The sequence below is a fragment of the Castellaniella hirudinis genome (assembly GCF_042651965.1).
GTDB lineage: Bacteria > Pseudomonadota > Gammaproteobacteria > Burkholderiales > Burkholderiaceae_B > Castellaniella > Castellaniella hirudinis.
This window is the reverse complement of record NZ_JBHSDY010000002.1, coordinates 129,105-147,301: the sequence shown is the minus strand read 5'-3', so window position 1 is coordinate 147,301 and position 18,197 is coordinate 129,105. Positions and strand designations below refer to the sequence as shown.

General features: G+C 68.6%; 17 protein-coding genes. 4 read left to right on the top strand and 13 right to left on the bottom strand.

Going from position 1 to position 18,197, the window contains the following annotated elements:
- Nucleotides 1-116 precede the first annotated feature (116 nt).
- The 8 genes from ACFO0J_RS02935 to ACFO0J_RS02900 form a co-directional block, all read right to left on the bottom strand.
- Entirely contained in the window at nucleotides 117-2,600 is a 2,484-nt protein-coding gene (locus ACFO0J_RS02935) for an autotransporter domain-containing protein (protein ID WP_376811561.1), read from the bottom strand.
- Between the two features lie 155 nt (nucleotides 2,601-2,755).
- The gene (recQ, locus tag ACFO0J_RS02930) at nucleotides 2,756-4,690 is read right to left on the bottom strand and encodes a DNA helicase RecQ (RefSeq protein ID WP_376811560.1); all 1,935 of its coding nucleotides are present in this window, start codon (nucleotides 4,688-4,690) and stop codon (nucleotides 2,756-2,758) included.
- An 11-nt stretch (nucleotides 4,691-4,701) separates the two neighbouring features.
- Complete coding sequence (ruvA, locus tag ACFO0J_RS02925; RefSeq protein WP_376811559.1) at nucleotides 4,702-5,289, bottom strand: Holliday junction branch migration protein RuvA; 588 nt, start codon at nucleotides 5,287-5,289, stop codon at nucleotides 4,702-4,704.
- 57 nt (nucleotides 5,290-5,346) lie between these two features.
- Entirely contained in the window at nucleotides 5,347-5,895 is a 549-nt protein-coding gene (gene ruvC, locus ACFO0J_RS02920) for a crossover junction endodeoxyribonuclease RuvC (protein WP_376811558.1), read from the bottom strand.
- Complete coding sequence (purH, locus tag ACFO0J_RS02915) at nucleotides 5,895-7,490, bottom strand: bifunctional phosphoribosylaminoimidazolecarboxamide formyltransferase/IMP cyclohydrolase (protein WP_376811557.1); 1,596 nt, start codon at nucleotides 7,488-7,490, stop codon at nucleotides 5,895-5,897. Before purH ends, ruvC begins: the two co-directional genes overlap by 1 nt.
- A 36-nt stretch (nucleotides 7,491-7,526) precedes the next feature.
- Nucleotides 7,527-7,766 carry a helix-turn-helix domain-containing protein gene (locus tag ACFO0J_RS02910; protein WP_376811556.1) on the bottom strand — a complete coding sequence of 80 codons (240 nt, stop codon included), beginning with the start codon at nucleotides 7,764-7,766 and terminating at the stop codon, nucleotides 7,527-7,529.
- Nucleotides 7,767-7,784: 18 nt separating this feature from the next.
- Nucleotides 7,785-8,795, bottom strand: a complete 1,011-nt coding sequence (gene dusB, locus ACFO0J_RS02905) for a tRNA dihydrouridine synthase DusB (protein ID WP_376811555.1) — start codon at nucleotides 8,793-8,795, stop codon at nucleotides 7,785-7,787.
- Nucleotides 8,796-8,842: 47 nt separating this feature from the next.
- The gene (locus tag ACFO0J_RS02900; protein WP_376811554.1) at nucleotides 8,843-9,994 is read right to left on the bottom strand and encodes an FAD-dependent monooxygenase; all 1,152 of its coding nucleotides are present in this window, start codon (nucleotides 9,992-9,994) and stop codon (nucleotides 8,843-8,845) included.
- 136 nt (nucleotides 9,995-10,130) lie between these two features.
- Between ACFO0J_RS02900 and ACFO0J_RS02895 the strand changes: the two genes are divergently transcribed.
- Together ACFO0J_RS02895 and ACFO0J_RS02890 are read left to right on the top strand one after the other, a co-directional pair.
- Complete coding sequence (locus ACFO0J_RS02895; protein ID WP_376811553.1) at nucleotides 10,131-10,988, top strand: cytochrome c oxidase assembly protein; 858 nt, start codon at nucleotides 10,131-10,133, stop codon at nucleotides 10,986-10,988.
- Nucleotides 10,989-11,039: 51 nt separating this feature from the next.
- Complete coding sequence (locus ACFO0J_RS02890; RefSeq protein ID WP_376811552.1) at nucleotides 11,040-12,518, top strand: M48 family metalloprotease; 1,479 nt, start codon at nucleotides 11,040-11,042, stop codon at nucleotides 12,516-12,518.
- 116 nt (nucleotides 12,519-12,634) lie between these two features.
- Here the strand turns inward: ACFO0J_RS02890 and ACFO0J_RS02885 are convergent, their stop codons facing one another.
- The 4 genes from ACFO0J_RS02885 to ACFO0J_RS02870 form a co-directional block, all read right to left on the bottom strand.
- Entirely contained in the window at nucleotides 12,635-13,726 is a 1,092-nt protein-coding gene (locus ACFO0J_RS02885; RefSeq protein WP_376811551.1) for a YheT family hydrolase, read from the bottom strand.
- A gap of 61 nt (nucleotides 13,727-13,787) precedes the next feature.
- Nucleotides 13,788-14,210 carry a YybH family protein gene (locus ACFO0J_RS02880; RefSeq protein ID WP_376811550.1) on the bottom strand — a complete coding sequence of 141 codons (423 nt, stop codon included), beginning with the start codon at nucleotides 14,208-14,210 and terminating at the stop codon, nucleotides 13,788-13,790.
- Nucleotides 14,211-14,233: 23 nt separating this feature from the next.
- Entirely contained in the window at nucleotides 14,234-14,443 is a 210-nt protein-coding gene (locus tag ACFO0J_RS02875; RefSeq protein WP_376811549.1) for a zinc-finger domain-containing protein, read from the bottom strand.
- A gap of 60 nt (nucleotides 14,444-14,503) precedes the next feature.
- Nucleotides 14,504-15,424: a branched-chain amino acid transaminase gene (locus tag ACFO0J_RS02870; RefSeq protein ID WP_376811548.1), complete on the bottom strand. Its 921-nt coding sequence runs from the start codon at nucleotides 15,422-15,424 to the stop codon at nucleotides 14,504-14,506.
- Between the two features lie 129 nt (nucleotides 15,425-15,553).
- Between ACFO0J_RS02870 and ACFO0J_RS02865 the strand changes: the two genes are divergently transcribed.
- The gene (locus tag ACFO0J_RS02865; protein WP_376811547.1) at nucleotides 15,554-16,942 is read left to right on the top strand and encodes a DEAD/DEAH box helicase; all 1,389 of its coding nucleotides are present in this window, start codon (nucleotides 15,554-15,556) and stop codon (nucleotides 16,940-16,942) included.
- Here ACFO0J_RS02865 and ACFO0J_RS02860 read toward each other — a convergent pair.
- Nucleotides 16,919-17,296 (bottom strand): thioredoxin family protein, encoded by a 378-nt coding sequence (locus tag ACFO0J_RS02860; protein ID WP_376811546.1) that lies wholly within the window; start codon nucleotides 17,294-17,296, stop codon nucleotides 16,919-16,921. The genes ACFO0J_RS02865 and ACFO0J_RS02860 overlap by 24 nt on opposite strands.
- A gap of 106 nt (nucleotides 17,297-17,402) precedes the next feature.
- Between ACFO0J_RS02860 and ACFO0J_RS02855 the strand changes: the two genes are divergently transcribed.
- Nucleotides 17,403-18,194, top strand: coding sequence for an EI24 domain-containing protein (locus ACFO0J_RS02855; protein ID WP_376811545.1), 792 nt, complete (start codon nucleotides 17,403-17,405; stop codon nucleotides 18,192-18,194).
- Nucleotides 18,195-18,197: the final 3 nt, after the last annotated feature.

Here is an 18,197-nt window from a genome sequence, read left to right as displayed (position 1 = left end):
GTGCCTTGGTCCGCCGGCATGTCGGACCGGCTCTGTCGGCAGCTTAGCCGAGGCGGGTACGCTGCCGCATCCTTCAAATGAATGAAGTTTTGCAGTGAGGGCAGGGTGTTCCCCGTTCAAAACGCGTACTTCACAGCCGCCGCGCCGCCGAAGCCTTCGCGTCGGCCGACATAGGCTTGCAGGCCGATGTCGATACTCAGCGCTTGACGGCTGCTGGGGGTCAGGGTCAGGCCCAGTTCGAAGACGCCGGTGTCGCCCTTGAGGCTGGGGCTGGGGGTGTCGAGGCCGTAGACGGTGGCGCGGGCGACGCCGTCGAACTCGTGTTCCCAGGCGGCGCCGGCCCAGACGCGGGTCTGGTCGCTGTAGGCGTGGAGGAAGCGTGCGCCCAGGCGGGTGCGGCTGGAATCGACGGCCTTGAAGTCGTAAGGGGCGCCGGCGATATCGGCGCTGTCGCTGTCCAGGTGGGACCAGAAGTATTGGGCGTACAGGTCGGCGCTGGAGCGCTCGCCGATGGGCAGGCGATAGCCTGCGCCCAGGTGAGCGCCGACGTAGGCGGCCTGGCTGTCGTACGAAGCTGATTGCCCGTTGGCGCCTTTCAGATCGTTGCTGCGCCAGTCGCTGTCCAGGCGCCCGGCGCGCAGGGACGCCTCGGCGTAGGCGCCCAGATCGGGTGTGGCGCGGTCGAAGTCATAGTGCGCCAGCACCCCGGCGCCGACGTAATGGCTGTTGCCGCTGCCACGCACGGACTGGCCGGAGAAGTCGTTGTGGCTGTCGTGGCTGCCGTAACCGGCTTCGATGAAGGGGCCGACCGTCAGCGATCCTGCGCCGGGGGCGAAACGCCGGGCGACGCCGACCATCAGCGAGACGCCGTCGACGGTGACGTGTGAGCCCGATTCATAACGCGAATGTCCGCCGGCGACCGCACCGAAGGCGGTCCAGTCGCCTGTCGCGGCGACGCTGCGGGCGCGGTTCATGCCCAGGCCGGCGGCCAGATCACCGCCCTGATTGGCCAGGGCCAGCATGCTGGCGCGGCCTTCGACGGGGGCTTTGCTGGCCTCGCTGGCGCTGACATTCTGCACTGTGGCGGTCAGGTTCTTGCCATCGTTGACCACGTCGAACTGGTAGTCCAGCGCGAAGCCCTGATGGCCGACGACCCGGGTGGGGGCGAGGGAATAGGTGGTGGAGTTCAGGCCCGCCGCGTTGCTGAGCAGCGTCGCCTGGGTGCCCGTCGCCAGGACACCCGCATCGCTGGCGACGTCGATCAGGGTGCGGGCGCCGCCGAGGTCCGTGACGGCGCCTCCGCCGATCGTCAACATGGGGGCGGCGGCCGAGACGCCCTTGGGCAGCAGGAATTGGTAGGTGTCGAAGGCGGCTACGCTTTTGGCGGTCAGCCCGGCGGAGCGGACTTCCAGGGTGTTGTCGCGGATGACGACGCTGGGATCGGCAACAAGGCTATAGCCGCCGAACAGTTCAACATTGTTGAGAATGGGCGTGCCGGCCAGGATGATGCGGTTGCCCTGGACGGTGCCGTGTTGGGACTGGCCGGCATAGACCTTGCCGGTGGCAATCTGTGCCTTGTCCAGAATGGAGACCGTATTGCCGATGGCATCGCCTGTGAGCGCCGAACCGGCCGTGATGAGGTTGCCGGCAACAAATACGCTGTTGCCGCTGAGGATGATGTGATTGCCGATGGCGTTGCCGTTCATTGCAGCACTGCCGCCCGTCAGATCTGAATCGACGGTAGCATGGCCCGTGATCAGAATGGTGTTGCCGTTGGCGTCGCCGTTTCCGCCTGCCCTGCCGCCCGTCAGGGATCCAAGGGTTCTCGCATTATCCGAGACCAGGACGGTATTGCCGTTGGCATTGCCTGCATCACTGTAGCCGCCAAAACCGCCGGGGTCGGGGAGTGTGGTGTTGCTGTTGCCGTTGAAGATAAGCCGGTTGCCCGATGCGTCGCCCTTGCTGTAACCGCCGTAGATACGGCCGTTGATCTGAGCGCGATCCTGGATGGAAACAATGTTGCCATTGGCCTTGCCAGCGGGGGCGTGGCCGCCGTAGAGGGGGCTATCGTTGATGACTTGTGCATCATCCAGGATAGAAATGAGGTTACCGATAGCATCGCCGTTTTGCGCGTATCCCCCTCGGATGTAGATGGCGGAAATCGTGCTGTTACCGCTCAGGATGATGCGATTGTCAACAGCATGGCCGTTGACGCTGGCATCGGTATAGCCGCCTGCCAAGGTCGCCTTGAGTCCTGGGCTGTCCGTGACAAGCAGGGTGTTGCCGCTGACGCTGCCGTGCGCGCTGTAACCGCCGTGGACGTAGAAGGGGGATGGGATGCCTGAGCCGTTTATGGTGACTTGATTGTTGAACGCGTTACCTTGCAGGCTGTAGCCTCCCCTGACGTAGAGGACGCCCGGATCGGTATCGATGAATACTCGGCCGCCGCTGGCGTCGCCCGTCGTGGCGCAGACGCCGATGTAGTCGGCGCCGCAGGCGGTGCCCGTGCTGCCCCCGCTATTGGCCGCCCACACCGGGCTGGAAAACACGGCCAGGCAGGCCAGGGTCATCGCACAGGACCGCACGCGGATGGGTTTCATGGGACGCTCCCGAGGTCTTGTCTTTGGGGCGAGGTGAATCCCGCCTCCCCGCTTGCAGCCTAGACAAGCGCGGAATTTCGCGCATCCGTCATATGAATGAAAATGCGTGCGGCACTCGGGTTTTTCCTGGGGCGATCCAGCCCCAAAGCCGTCCGCTAATCCCGGATCTGTCCCACGCAGGCCACGACATCCGGGCCGTAGGTTTCCAGCTTGCGCGCGCCCACGCCGCTGACGCCGGCCAGGGCGTCCAGGCTGTCGGGGTTGCGCAGGGCGATCTCGCGCAGCGTGGCGTCGTGGAAGATCACGTAGGCGGGCACATTGTGTTCGCGCGCGGTGCGCGCGCGCCAGGCGCGCAGGTGCTCGAAACGCGCCAGGGCGTCGGGCGGCAGGGCGTCCAGTTGCGCGGTCGTGGTGGTGCGCTGGCGGCCGGGCTTGGCGCGCTTGACGGCCACGGGGCGCAGCATCAGGGTGCGTTCGCCCTTCAGCACGGCGCGGCTGGCCTCGGTCAGCGCCAGGGTGCCGTAGCCTTCCAGGTCCACCGTCAGCAGGCCCAGGGCCAGGGCCTGGCGCAGGATGCCGCGCCAGGCGTCCACCGACAGGTTTTCGCCCACGCCGAAGACGCTCAGCGTGTCGTGCCCCTGCTGCTTGACGCGGTCCGTCATCTGGCCGCGCAGGATGTCGATCAGGTGGCCGCCGCCGAAGCGCTGGCCGCGTTCGCGCATCAGGCGGTAGACCGTGGACAGCAGTTTCTGCACGGCTACGGTGCCGTCCCAGGCGGCGGGCGGTTCCAGGCAGGTGTCGCAGTTGCCGCAGGGCTGGATGGTCTGGCCGAAATAGGCCAGCAGGTCCTGGCGCCGGCAGGTGACGGTTTCGCACAGGGCCAGCATGGCGTCCAGTTGGCGCATCTGGCGGCGCTGGTGCAAGGCGTCGCCGTCCGAATCGTCGATCATGCGCCGCTGCTGCACCACGTCCTGCAGGCCGTAGGCCAGCCAGGCGTCGGCGGGCAGGCCGTCGCGTCCCGCGCGCCCGGTCTCCTGGTAGTAGCCCTCGACGGATTTTGGCAGGTCGATATGGGCGACGAAGCGCACGTCGGGCTTGTTGACCCCCATGCCGAAGGCGATGGTGGCGACCATGACGATGCCGTCTTCGCGCAGGAAGCGCGCCTGGTTGTCGGCGCGGGTGCGGGCGTCCAGGCCGGCGTGATAGGGCAGGGCGTCGATGCCGTTGCGCGACAGGAATTCGGCCGTCTGTTCGACGCGCGAGCGCGACAGGGCATAGACGATGCCGCATTCCCCGGTGTGTTCGGCGCGGATGAAGTCCAGCAACTGGCGCCGGACTTCGTGCTTTTCGATGATGCTGTAGCGGATGTTGGGCCGGTCGAAGCTGGCGACGAACTGGGGCGCTTCGTCCAGCGACAGGCAGGCGACGATGTCGGCGCGCGTGGCCGCCGTCGCGGTGGCGGTCAGGGCGACGCGCGGCACGTCGGGCCAGCGTTCGGCCAGCAGCTTCAGTTCCTGGTATTCGGGGCGGAAATCGTGTCCCCATTGGGACACGCAGTGGGCCTCGTCGATGGCGAACAGGGCGACGTGTCCGCGGTCCAGCAGATCCAGGCAGCGCGGGGTCAGCAGGCGTTCCGGGGCGACGTACAGCAGGTCCAGTTCGTCGCGCACAAAGGCCTGTTCGACCTCGCGGGCCTGGGCGGACGTCTGCGAAGAATTCAAAAAGGCGGCGCGCACGCCCAGTTCCAGCAGCGCGTCGACCTGGTCCTGCATCAGGGCGATCAAGGGCGAGATGACGACGCCCGTGCCTGGACGCACCAGGGCCGGGATCTGGTAGCACAGAGACTTGCCGCCCCCGGTGGGCATCAGCACCAGCGCGTCGCCGCCGCCGATGATGTGCTCGATGACGGCCTGCTGCTCCCCGCGGAAGGCGTCGTAGCCGAAGACTTCGCGCAGCGCATCCAGCGCCGTGGCATAGCGCGGCGGCTGCGCGGGCGCGGCCCGGCGCGGCCCGGCCGTCCGGCCGCCGTCCGGAAAGTCCATGGGTTGGCCGTCTTCGTCCCAGAAGGGGATCAGATCGTCGTCGTGCATGACTGTCCTGCTCAGGCTCGCGACAGGGTCTTGAGGGCCTGGCGGATGCCTTCGGACACGCTCAGTCCTTCGGGCAGGACGCCCATGGCGCGGCGCGCCTCGGCGGCGGAATAGCCCAGGGCCTGCAGGGCGTTGAGCACGTCGTTGCCGCCGGCTGCCGATACCGGCGCGCCGTCGGGCCGCGCCAGTCCGGCGACGGCGCCGAGTTTGTCGCGCAGCTCCAGCAGCAGGCGTTCGGCGGTTTTCTTGCCGATGCCGGGCACCTTGACCAGGCGGCCGGATTCCTGGCGCTCGACCGCGTCGGCCAGATCCTCCACGCTCAGGCCCGACAGCACGGACAGGGCGATGCGCGCGCCGATGCCGCTGACCTTGATCAGCGCCCGGAAGGCGGCGCGTTCGGCGGGCGAGGCAAAGCCGTACAGCACATGGGCGTCCTCGCGGATCGCCAGGTGGGTGTGCAGGGTCACGGTCTGGCCCACGGGGGGCAGCTTGTAGAGCGTGCTCATGGGCACGTCGATCTCATAGCCCAGACCGCCGGCCTGGACGCAGACCGTAGGGGGGGACGATTCGATCAAGGTGCCGGTGATGCGGCCGATCATGGCTGACTCCGAGGTTTGGGGTGGATGCGGGGTGTGAACATGGCCTCAAGACAAGCCCTAGGACACCAGACGGCCGGTGCGCAGGCGCCGCCGGCCCGTGGCCAGGGTCTCGGGCGCCAGCGCCTGCAGGCGTCCCGCCAGCGGCGCGCAATGGGCGTGGCAGATGGCGCAGGCCAGGGCGTCGGCGGCGTCGGGGGCGGGTTCGCCGTCCAGCGACAGCAGGTGGCGCACCATGGTCTGGATCTGTTCCTTGCTGGCGCGGCCGGTGCCGACCACGGCCTTCTTGATCTGCAGCGCGGTGTATTCCTCGACGTCCAGGCCGCAGTCGGCCAGGGCGCACAGGGCGGCGCCGCGCGCCTGGCCCAGCAGCAGGGTCGAGGCCGGGTTGGCGTTCAGAAAGACTTTTTCCAGCGCCGCCTGGTCGGGCCGGGCGTCGCGGGCGACTTCGCGCAGATTGTCCAGGATGACCTTGAGGCGTCCGTGCAGCGGCAGCGCGGGGGGCACGACGATGGTGCCGCTGGCCACGTAGCGCAGCCGCGCGCCCTGGGCTTCGATCACGCCGAAGCCCGTGCGCCGCAAGCCCGGATCGACCCCCAGGATGATCATCAGTGGCGGAAGTGGCGGGTGCCGGTGAAGACCATGGCGATGCCGCGTTCGTCGGCGGCTGCGATGACCTCGTCGTCGCGGATGCTGCCGCCCGGCTGGATGACGCAGGTCGCGCCTGCGTCGGCGACCACGTCCAGGCCATCGCGGAACGGGAAGAAGGCGTCCGAAGCGACCGCCGAACCCGCCAGCGTCAGCCCGGCTTTTTCGGCCTTGATCGAGGCGATGCGGGCCGAGTCGATGCGGCTCATCTGGCCGGCGCCGACGCCCAGGGTCATGCCCTGGCCGCAGAAGACGATGGCGTTGGACTTGACGTACTGGGCGACGTTCCAGGCGAACAGCAGGTCGCGCATCTGTCCAGCGCTGGGCGCCAGACGGGTGACGACGCGCACGTCGGCCTCGGTGGCCGACAGATTGTCCGGGTCCTGGACCAGCCAGCCGCCGCCGACGCGCTTGACGTCGTAGGGGTTGTGGGTCGTGCCCAGGGGGACTTCCAGCACGCGCACGTTCTTCTTGGCGGCCAGCAGGGCCAGGGCGGCGCCGGTGTAGGCCGGGGCGATCAGAACTTCCAGGAACTGTTCGGAGACGGCCTGCGCGGCGGCCTCGTCCACCGGGGTGTTGAAGGCGATGATGCCGCCGAAGGCCGAGGTCGGGTCGGTCTTGAAGGCCTGCTGGTAGGCCGCCAGGGCGTTGACGCCCAGGGCCACGCCGCAGGGGTTGGCGTGCTTGACGATGACGCAGGCGCCGGTCTGGAAGCTGCGCACGCATTCCCAGGCGGCATCGGCGTCGGCGATGTTGTTGTAGGACAGTTCCTTGCCCTGGATCTGGCGGTAGCCGGCCAGCAGGCCTTCGCCGACCTGGGCGTCGCGGTAGAAGGCCGCGCCCTGGTGCGGGTTTTCGCCGTAGCGCAGGGCCTGTTCGCGGCGCATCTGCATGGTCAGCACGCGCGGCCAGGTCTCGCGTTCAGGGACTTGGGCGGGCTCGGGTTCGCGCGCCGCCAGGCTGCTGAGATAGGCGGCGATGGCGCCGTCGTAGGCGGCGGTGTGGGCGTAGACCTTGGCGGCCAGTTCCAGGCGCAGGCCGTAGGACGGCTGGCGGGCCGGGCCGTCCAGGTCGGCCAGCACGCGCGGGTAGTCGGCCGGGTCGATCACCACGGTGACGCCGCCGCCGGCCGGGGAGCCGTGGTTCTTGGCCGCCGAGCGCAGCATGGCCGGGCCGCCGATGTCGATGTTCTCGATGGCGTCGGCCAGGATGCAGTCCGGCCTGGCGACGGTCTGCTGGAAGGGGTACAGGTTGACCACCAGCAGGTCGATGGGGGGGATGTCTTGCTCTTTGAGCGTTTGCAGGTGCGCGGGATCGTCGCGGCGCGCCAGCAGGCCGCCGTGGATGCGCGGGTGCAGGGTCTTGACCCGGCCGTCCAGGATTTCCGGCGAGCCGGTGTGGGCGGCGACCTCGGTCACTTGCAGGCCGGCGTCGGCCAGCAGGCGGGCGGTGCCGCCGGTGGACAGGAGGGCGACCCCGCGTTGGGCGAGGGCCTGGGCGAATTCAACGATGCCCGATTTATCGGACACGGAGATCAGGGCGGTCTGGATGGTCATGGTGGCGGCAGGGAAGGAAAAGAAAACGGACGGCGTTCAGGCCTGGATCTGGTGCGTCTGCAGTTTTTTACGCAGGGTGCCGCGCGTGATGCCGAGCATGTCGGCGGCGCGCGTCTGATTGCCCCCGGTGCGCTCCAGCGCGACTTGCAGGACGGTGCGCTCGACGCACAGACCGACCATGGACAGCATGTCGTGCGGAGAGGAGTCGCCCAGGTCCTCGAAATAGCGTTCGAGCTGTTCGCGGACGGCGTGTTCCAGGGGAGTGGTGGTGCTCATGTCGGATCAGTTGGAAAATCAGTGATGGGAAGGCGCGGGTTCGAGAGCCGCGTCGGCGGGGCGCTCGTCGAACCAGCGCCGCAGGGCGTCGGACTGCAGTGCGGTGCTGTCCAGCGCCATGATGCGCGGCAATAGCGTGTCCGCGCCCGGCAGATCGGCCAGGTACCAGCCGATGTGCTTGCGGGCGCTGCGCACGCCGGTGTGTTCGCCGTAGAAGGCGTAATGGTCGTCCAGGTGGCCCAGCAGATGTTCGCGCAGTTCGCCGTAGGTGGGCGGCGGCAGATGGGTGCCGTGCGCCAGGTAGTGGGCGATCTCGCGGAATATCCAGGGCCGACCCTGGGCGGCGCGGCCGACCATGATGGCGTCGGCTCCAGTGTAATCCAGGACGCGGCGGGCTTTCTCGGGCGAGTCGATGTCGCCGTTGGCGATCAGCGGAATGCGGATTTCCCGGCGGACGGCGCGGATCGTGTCGTATTCGGCCTCGCCGTTGTACAGGTCGCAGCGGGTGCGTCCGTGCAGCGTCAGGGCGGCGATGCCGCAGTCCTCGGCCAGGCGGGCGATGCGCACGGCGTTGCGGCTGTCGCGGTCCCAGCCGGTGCGGGTCTTCAGGGTGACCGGCACGCCCAGCGGGGCGCAGGCGGACACCACGCGGTCCAGGATGCGAGCCACCAGGTCTTCGTCGCGCAGCAAAGCCGAGCCGGAGGCCACGTTGCAGACCTTTTTCACGGGACAGCCCATATTGATGTCGATGATGCGCGCGCCTTTGCGGACGTTGAACACGGCGGCTTCGGCCAGCATGCCGGGGTCGGCGCCGGCGATCTGCACCGCCACCGGGTCGGGCTCGCCGTCGTGATTCAGGCGGCGTGCGGTCTTGACGCTGTCCCACAGGCGCGGGTTGCTGGCCGCCATTTCCGACACCGCGTAGGCCGCCCCCAGCGCCTTGCACAGGCGCCGGTAGGGGCGGTCGGTGACCCCCGCCATGGGGGCCACGCAGACAGGGTGGGGCAGGGTCCAGGGTCCGATGCGCATGGCGGGCATTGTAGGCGGTTCGGTGCGGGGGCCTGTGCGGTGCGCGCCTACAGGCGCTGGCCTTGCAGCAAGTGGCGGGCCAGGGGTTTGCGCAGCGCCGGCAGCAGGTCCAGGGCGGCCAGTCCCAGGCCGCAGGCGTGGCGCAGCAACGGGTTGGCGGTGGCGAAGAGGCGCGGCAGGGTGTCGGTGACGCTCATGGTCAGCGCGCGGTCCGCGCGGCGTTGCCGGGCATGGCGTTCCAGCAGGGGCTGGACCGGGGCGTCCGGCGCCGCCAGCCAGGGCCGCAGCGCCTGGGCCAGTTGGGCGGCGTCGCGCAGGCCCAGGTTCAGGCCCTGGCCGGCGACCGGGTGCAGGGTCTGGGCGGCGTTGCCCACCGCCACCAGGCCCTGGCCCAACAGGCTGGGGCCGGCGTGCAGGGACAGGGGAAAGGCGTGGGCTTCGTCCACCCGCTGCAGACGGCCCAGGCGCCGGCCGAAGGCGGCCTGCAGCGCGGCGTCGAACGCGGCGTCCGGCAGCGCTTTCAGCGCCTGGGCGCGCTCCGGCGGCACGCACCAGACCAGGCTGTAGAGATCGGCGGCGGCCGGGTGCGGCAGCAGGGCCAGCGGGCCGGTGCGGGTAAAGCGTTCAAAGGCGCGGCCCGGCACCGGTGCGCCGGCCCGCACGGTCGCCAGCACGGCGTGCTGGCCGTATTCGCGGTGCAGGCCCTGGGGGCGGGCGCCGTCGGACAGCAGCGCCAGGCGCGCGCTGCGCGGCCCGTCGGCCAGTTGCAACTGGACCGGCGAACCCGCCAGGGGGCGCGGCGGCCGTTCGGCTACCCGGGTGACGCCGGCGCGGCGCACGGCCGCATAGAGCGTGTCGAGCAGGTCGTCGTAGGCCACCACGCAGCCCAGCCGGGGGACGTCCAGTTCGGCCTGGTCGATCAGCGTGCGGCCCAGGTGCCCGGCCTGGGACACGTGCACGGTCAGGATGTCGGCGGCGCGTGCCGGCCAGGCGTCCAGGGTTTCCAGGAAGCGGCGGCTGCCGTGGTTCAGGGCCAGGGCGCGCGGATCGATGGTCTGGCCGGCCGGGCGCGGCGTCGGCTCCGGCCCCATCAGGGCGATGCGCGCGGGGTCCGGGGCCGCGTCCGCCAGGCACAGGGCCAGGGCGCAGCCGACCGGGCCGGAGCCCAGAATGGCGATGTCGTAGGTCGGAGAGGCCATGGCGCGGTATCGAAAGCAGCAAAAGGGTCTATTTTAGAATGATGCTTTAAACTGGGTTGCGTCGTTTGGGAGAGGCGTCATCTCTTCCAAGTTGTTGCGCCCGATGACGGGCGTGGATTGAAATATTCTGGATCTCATGGACGTACTCGCCTGGCTGCAACCCTGGGAATTCTCGCCCGCCCTGGTGCTGGTCTTTGTGGTGTCGGCGTGGCTGTTCGTGCGCGGGCGGCGCGTGCACCGCGTCGGGGCCGTGCGCCAGTCCCTGTTCTGGGTCGGCTGGGTCATGCTGTACCTGTCCATGCACACGCAACTGGACTATTACGCCGAGCGCATGTTCTTCATCCATCGCCTGCAGCATCTGGTCCTGCACCACCTGGGGCCGTTGCTGATCATGGGCGCTTATCCGGGCCAGGTCATGCGCGCCGGCCTGCCCCTGGCCTGGCGGACGCGGCTGGCGGCGGCGCGCCGGACGTCCGGCCCCGTGCGCGTGCTGGAAGCCCTGGCGACGCACCGGTTTCTGGTGCCCTTTCTGTTCCTGATGATGGTGCTGGTCTGGCTGGAGCCGACCGTGCAGTTCTATTCCATGCTGGACTGGCGGCTGTACCGGTTCATGAACTGGGCGGTGGTCATCACCGGCTTCATGTACTGGAACCTGATCCTGGACCGGCGGCCCCATCCGCCGGCTGCGGTGTCGCCCGGCGGGCGGATCTTCTCGCCCATTTTCACCATGGTGCCGCAGATGATCGCCGGGGCCGTCATCGTGTTTACTGAACATGACATCTATCCGGTGTTCGACCTGTGCGGCCGCGCGCTGCCCAATTTCGGGGTGCTGGATGATCAGATCATCGGCGGGCTCATCATGTGGGTGCCGGCGGGGCTGATCGAAACCTTCGGCCTGCTGGTGGCGCTGGGCACCCTGATGCGCCTGTCGTCGCGCAACCGCCTGCCGCAGCCCAAGCGCCGTCCTTCGAGGCGGCCGGTGGGCGCGGCCTGAGGCGATGCCGGCCGTGCTTGAACGGGGCCAAACGTGGCTAAAGGACACACCATGAAGACCTGGATGCGGCGCGCGGGTGCGGGCCTGAGCCTGGCTGGCGCCCTGGCGGTCGGCGTGCCGCCGGCCTGGGGCCAGCCCATGGGGCTGCCCTCGATGGGCGCGGCCTCGTCGGCGGAGCTGTCCCCGGCGGTGGAACGCACTCTGGGCCAGGCCATCATGGAGCAAGGCCGCCAGGACCCCACCTACATCGGCGATCTGGACGTGAACCAGTATCTGACCGCGCTGGGGCGGCGGCTGGCCGCCCATGCGCCGCAGGCCCTGGCGCAGGACATCACGGTGTTTGCCGTGCGGGATTCCTCGATCAACGCCTTCGCCCTGCCGGGCGGCTACATCGGCGTGAACACCGGCCTGGTGGTCGGCGCGCAAAGCGAATCCGAGCTGGCCGGCGTGCTGGCCCACGAAATCGGCCACGTCATGCAGCGCCACATCGCCCGGGGTATTGCCCAGCAATCCCAGGGCACGGGCATCATGGTGGCCAGCCTGATCGGCGCGCTGCTGGCGGCGCTGGCCGGGCAGGGCGACCTTGCCATGGGCGTTGCGACCTTCGGCCAGGCCGCGGCCATCGACCGGCAGCTCGGTTTTTCCCGGGGCGCCGAGCAGGAAGCCGACCGGGCCGGGCTGCAGATGATGCGCCAGGCGGGTTTCGATCCCCAGGGCATGCTGGACATGTTCCGCCGCTTGATGAACGCCTCGCGCCTGAACGAAGGCACGGGCGGCGGCTACGCCTCGACCCACCCGCTGTCCATCCAGCGCCTGTCGGACCTTGAAAACCGGATCGAGGGCCATCCGGCGGCGGCCGTGAAGCCCGATCCCGAGTTCTGGTTCGTGCGCGCCCGCCTGGCCCTGATCCAGGCGCGTGACCATGCCGACCAGCAGCGGCTGCAGCAGACGCTGAGCAGCGAGGCGCGTGATCTGCAGGGCCCGCGCCAGGCGGCCGCCCTGTTCGGGCTGGCGACGCTGGACAAGGCGGCGGGCAATCCGGCCGGAGCGCGCGCGCGCCTGGAGCAGGCGCAGGCCGTGCAGGCGGCGCCGCAACTGGACATGCTGGCGATCCAGTTGGCCGCGAGTCCTGCCGCGGCCGTGGAGGCGTCGGCCGCGGCCTGGAAGCGCTGGCCCCACAGCCAGGGGGTGGCCGACGGGCGCGCCCGGGCCTTGCAAAAGGCCGGCCAGGACGAGGCCGCGGCCGCCTTCCTGCAGACTGTCGTCAAGCAATGGCCGGACACGCCGGAATTCCAGAAGCTGCTGGCGAACAGCCTGCAGCGCCTGGGGCGCGAGGTCGAGGCCCACGAAGCCATGGCGAGCTACTTCGAGCAGACCGGCGCCTTGCCCACGGCGGTCGAACACTTGCAGCAGGCGCGCAGCCTGTCCAAGGATTTCTACGTCCAGTCACGGCTGGACATGCGGATTCGTGCGTTGCGCGAACGCCTGGATAATCAGCGCGCGCTGCTGGAACCATTCAAGAAATCCTGATCGGCGCCTGGCCTCGCCATGCTGCGTTGCAAATCCTCGCGATAGTCTGACTATCGCTGCGGTTTGCGCCTTGCCTGACAAGCCCATCCATCCGATCCGAACGGGGTGTAGGGGTTTCAGGCGCCGGTCTCGAAAAACCGCAGCAGCCGCGTCGGCAGCCAGCGCAGATGGCCCGGGAACATGCCGGTGACGAAGCCTGCGTGGCCGCCCTGGGCCGGCTGGTGCAACAGCACGTCGTCGGACGCGTCCCGTGAACCGGGCAGCGAGGCTTCTGGCACAAAGGGATCGTTGCGGGCGTTCAGCGCCAGGACCGGTGTGCGGATCGCCGGCAGCAGCGGCAGGCTGGCCGCGCGGGTCCAGTAGTCCAGGGCGTTGAGGTATCCGTGCATGGGCGCGGTGTACAGATCGTCGAATTCGCGCAGGCTGCGCATGCTCTGGGTGCGTGACACGTCCACTGAACCGGGGAATTCGCGCGCCTTGTCGAAGATCTTGTGGCGGATGCTGCGCAGGAAATAGCGGGAGTACAACTGCCGTCCCCAGACCGTGTCCGACAGGCGTCGGCCGCAGGCGGCCAGATCCATCGGCACGGAGATCGCCGCGGCGGCGCGCAGGCCGTGCGGGGTGCCGCCCGCTTCGCCCAGCAGCTTCAGCAGGGCGTTGCCGCCCAGCGAGACGCCGGCGGCGTGCAGCCCGGCGCCGGGCAGGCGGGCGCGGACGTGGCTGATGATGAAATCGATCTCGGCCGAGTCGCCGCTGTAGTAAGCCCGCGCCATGCGGTTGGGCACGCCCGAGCAGCCGCGAAAGTGCGCGGCCGCCACCACCCAGCCGGCCGCCCGGAAATCATGGGCGACCGCCTGGATGTAGGGGCTCAGGCTGCTGCCTTCGAGGCCGTGGAACAGGATCAGGGCGGGGCCGTCGCCCGCGCCCGCCAGCGCGGCCCAGTCGGTGTCTTCGATCCAGCGCCGCGCGGCCGTGCCCACCAGGCCCGGTTCGTGCGGCGTGGCTTGGCCATCGGACCGCTGATTGGGGTTCAGGCCGGGGCCGCACCAGTCCAGGTCGATGAAATCGCCGTCCGGCGTATCGACCCGCTCACGCGCGAAATGCAGGGTGGGATGCTGGGCGCAGAAGGCCCCGTAGAGGGTCTGGGCGTGACCGCCCGGCAGCCAGACCGGCAGGGGGCAGGGACTGGTGTCGATGCGCGCGGTCATGAGACCTTGCCTCCGTGCTGCGCACGTCGGCGTTCGCGCTTGGGGCGGCCCGGCGCGCTCATCAGTGCAGGGTGCGGGACGGATCGGGCCGGTCCAGCAGTTCGGCCTCGCGCGGTGCGGGCGAGGCGTGGTGCACGATCATCCGCCAGCCTTCCGGGCCTTTCTGGTAGATGTTGGTGGTGTAGAAGCTCAGGGTGTCCTTGCCGCGCGAGGTGTTCACCATGATCTGCTCGATCAGCGTGTGGACCGCGGTCATCACCCCGTTCATGGCCTTGACCTGGGCCGGAAAGGCGCTGATCGGACCGTTGGTGAAGATATGTTCCCAGGCTTCCCGGACGGCCCGGGGACCGTAGGTGCGCAAGCCGCCCGGATGGATGCAGACGACGTCTTCGTCGTCGCTCCAGACGCGCATCATCAGGGCGGTGTCGCCTTGACGCATGGCTTCGTAGAAGGCGTATTCGGCTTCTTCGGGCGTGGGGAACATGGGTGTGGGGCAGGCGGGGCGGCTTAGTGGCTGTGCGCCTTTTCGCCTTCGCGCAGGGCGTAGCGGGTGCCGCAGTATTGGCAGCGGGCCACTTTGTTCTTGACGACCTCGATGTAGATGCGCGGATGCTGGCTCCACAGGGGCGCCTTGGGGCCGGGGCAGTAGACCGGCAGGTCGTCGGCGCCGACTTCAACGATGTCCTGGTTGTGGGCGTTTTCGGGCACGCTGCTCATGGTGTTTCCTGGAAAGAGCCGGGCGGCCGCGCCGCCCGGGTTGGGGTTCGGGATGGGGGATCAGACTTTCGAGAGCCAGTGGTGGTATTTCGGCGTCTTGCCGGAAACTGCGTCGAAGAAGGCCTTCTGGATCTGGGTGGTGATCGGGCCGCGTTCGCCGGCGCCGATCTGGCGGCCGTCGATTTCGCGGATCGGGGTGACCTCGGCCGCCGTGCCGGTGAAGAAGGCCTCGTCGGCGATGTACAGGTCGTCGCGCGTCAGCCGGCGCGATTCCACCCGCAGGCCCAGGTCGGCGGCGATCTGGTGGATGGAGGCCCGGGTGATGCCGGTCAGGGCGCAGGCGATGTCCGGTTCGTAGACCACGCCGTCGCGCACGATGAACAGGTTTTCGCCGGAACCTTCGGCCACGAAGCCCTGGGTGTCCAGCAGGATCGCCTCGTCGTAGCCGTGGTCCAGGGCCTCGGCGTTGGCGAGGATGGAATTGGCGTAGGTGCTGGCGATTTTCGCGCGCGGCATGGTGACGTTGACGTGCTGCCGCGCGAACGATGAGATCTTGACGCGGATGCCTTGTTTCAGGGCTTCTTCGCCCAGGTAGGCGCCCCAGGGCCAGGCGGCGATGGCGACGTGCACGGCGGCGCCCTTGGGCGAGACGCCCATCTTTTCAGAGCCGTAGAACACCAGCGGCCGGATGTAGCAGGATTCCAGTTCGTTGCGGCGCACGACCTCGATCTGGGCCTCGGAGATCGCCTCGCGCGAGAAGGGGATCTTGATCTGGTAGATGTGCGCCGAGTTGAACAGGCGCTTGGTGTGGTCTTCCAGGCGGAAGATCGCCGTGCCGTGGTCGGTGCGGTAGGCGCGGACGCCTTCGAAGACGGACAAGCCATAGTGCAGCGAATGCGTCAGCACGTGCGTGGTCGCATCGCGCCAAGGCACCAGTTTGCCGTCGTACCAGATCACGCCGTCTCGATCAGACATGGACATCGCCGTCTCCCGGAATTTGTCAGGGCACCATTGTACCAATTGCCCGGTCCGCGACGATGCACGGTAAAATAGGGAGTTCATGAACGCGTGGGGCCGGATTTCCGGGTGCCTGCGCACCTTATCCGACGAATGACCGACTCCATCTCCCAAGACACCGCCGCCCCCGAGGCGCCCGTTCCGTTTGCCCAATTCGGCCTGCATCCCGGCATCATGCAGGCGATCGAGGCCACCGGCTACGTGTCCGCTACCCCGATCCAGGCCAAGGCCATCCCCATCGCCATGTCCGGCCGCGACGTCATGGGCGCCGCCCAGACGGGCACGGGCAAGACCGCCGCTTTTTCTTTGCCGATTTTGCACCGGCTGATGCCGTTTGCCAACAGCAGCGCCTCGCCCGCGCGGCATCCGGTGCGCGCCCTGATCCTGACGCCGACGCGCGAACTGGCCGATCAGGTGCATGCCAACGTCGCCCAGTACAGCCGCTTCGTGCCGCTGCGCACGGCGGTGGTGTTCGGCGGGGTCGATATCCGCCCGCAGCGCGATCTGCTGCGACAGGGCTGCGAAATCCTGATCGCCACCCCGGGCCGCCTGCTGGATCACGTCGAACAGCGCAACGTCAATCTCAGCCAGGTCGGTATTCTGGTGCTGGACGAGGCCGACCGCATGCTGGACATGGGCTTTCTGCCCGACCTGGACCGCATCATGAGGCTGCTGCCGCCGGGCCGCCAGGGCCTGCTGTTTTCCGCCACCTTCAGCCCGGAAATCCGCAAGCTCGGCCGCACCTTCCTGCGCACCCCGGTCGAAGTCGAGGTCGCGCGCCCCAATGCCACGGCCGACACCGTCACCCAGATCGCCTATCCGCTGGAAGGCGAAGCCAAGCGCCGCGCCGTGGTGCATCTGGTCAAGTCCCGCCAGCTCAACCAGGTCATCGTGTTCTCCAACACCAAGATCGGCTGCAGCCGCCTGGCCCGCCAGCTCGAACAGGACGGCGTGCGCGCCGAATCGATCCACGGCAACAAGACCCAGATCGAGCGCATGAAGGCGCTGGACGCCTTCAAGGCCGGCACGCTGGAAGTCCTGGTGGCCACCGACGTGGCCGCGCGTGGCCTGGATGTGGCCGGCGTGCCCTGCGTCATCAACTACGATCTGCCGCGCAACGCCGAAGACTACGTCCACCGCATCGGCCGTACCGGCCGGGCAGGGGCCTCGGGCGAGGCCATCGCCTTGTTCGCGCCCGACGAAGAACGCTATCTGCAGGACATCGAAAAGCTCATCAAGACCACGATCCCGCGCGGCGAGCTCGAATTGCCGCGCGTCAGCGAACGCCGCCGCCCGGTGGGGGGGCATCGCGGCTCATCGGGCTGGCATGCCGCGCCCGCAGCGCCGGTGGATGATTTCTTTTCCCGTCCTTACGAACCCGCCGCTGCGGCCGCGCCGCGCGCCGAACCGGAAGCGCGCCCTGCGGTGACGCCGGCGCGCCGTTCGGTCGGCGTTCTCCTAGGTGGCGGCAAACCCGCTTAAGCTGCCGGGGCCGGCCGCCAGCACCGGCAGGTCGGCTGCGCCGTCGAGCAGGCGGCGCAACTGCTCGGCGCGCGGCTGCAGCGCCCCCCAGTAGCGTGTGCCGTCACGGTCCTGCACCAGGATCGTGGGAAAATTCTCGATGTCCTCGTCGCCCAGCCAGTCGGGGCTGTCCTCGACGTCCACCCACAGAAAGGTCCAGCCGGGGTATTCATCGGCCAGGGATTCCAGCAGGGGGCGCCAGGCGTCGCAGGTGCGGCACCAGGCGGCGCAGTAGCAGGCCACGCGGCGGCCCGAGTCCGTGGACAGGCGCTCGCGCAAAGCGTGCAGGTCGGCGTGCGGATCGAACAATTTCATGCAGACAGGCATCCCTTTCTTTGAATAAGATGATTGTATGGGTTCGGGGACTGGATTCCGGCTTGCCCGGATCGGTTTCAGAATCATTCAAGGATCATTCCTCCGTATGACGCATCAAGACCTCGCCCTGCGCGATCCCCGTTCCACCCATGGCCTGTCCCTGGTCGGGCAGGCCTTTCGCCGGGCCGTCGCCAGCCAGCTCCATCCGCGCATGCTCGCGGCCCTGTTCCTGCCCTTCGTGATCGCCTTCCTGGGGGCGGCGCTGCTGCTGTGGTTCTTCTGGCAGCCGCTGACCGGCTGGCTGGACCAGGCAGCCTCGTCCTGGGGGCTGTTCAACACCATCGACGGCTGGCTCATCGCCATCGGCCTGTTTTCCCTGAAACTGTGGCTGGTGCCGCTGCTGGCCGCGGGGCTGCTGCTGCCCATGGCGGGCATTCTGGGGCTGGTGATCGCCGCTGTGTTCGTCATGCCCATCGTGCTGCATCACCTGGACCACCGCGATTACAAGGGGCTGGACCGCCAGGGGCGCAACACCACGGCGCTGGGGATCTGGAATGCGGTCTGGGTCGGGGCGCTGTTCTGCCTGGGGTGGATATTCACCATGCCTTTGTGGCTGATACCGCCCATGGCGCTGGTGCTGCCGGTGTTCTGGTGGGCTTTCGCACTGAACCGGATGCTGCGCGTGGACGCCATGATCGAACACGCCAGCGCGGCCGAACGCCGGCTGCTGTGGCGCCGCCACAATCGCCAGCTCTGGCTGATTGCGGCCTGCCTGGCCGTCGTCAATCTGATCCCGCTGTTCTGGCTGGTGATGCCGGTGTTCTCGGCGCTGGTGTACGCCCATTTCTGCCTGGAAGCCATCCGCCGCCTGCGGGCTGAAACCGTCATCGACCTCTGATTC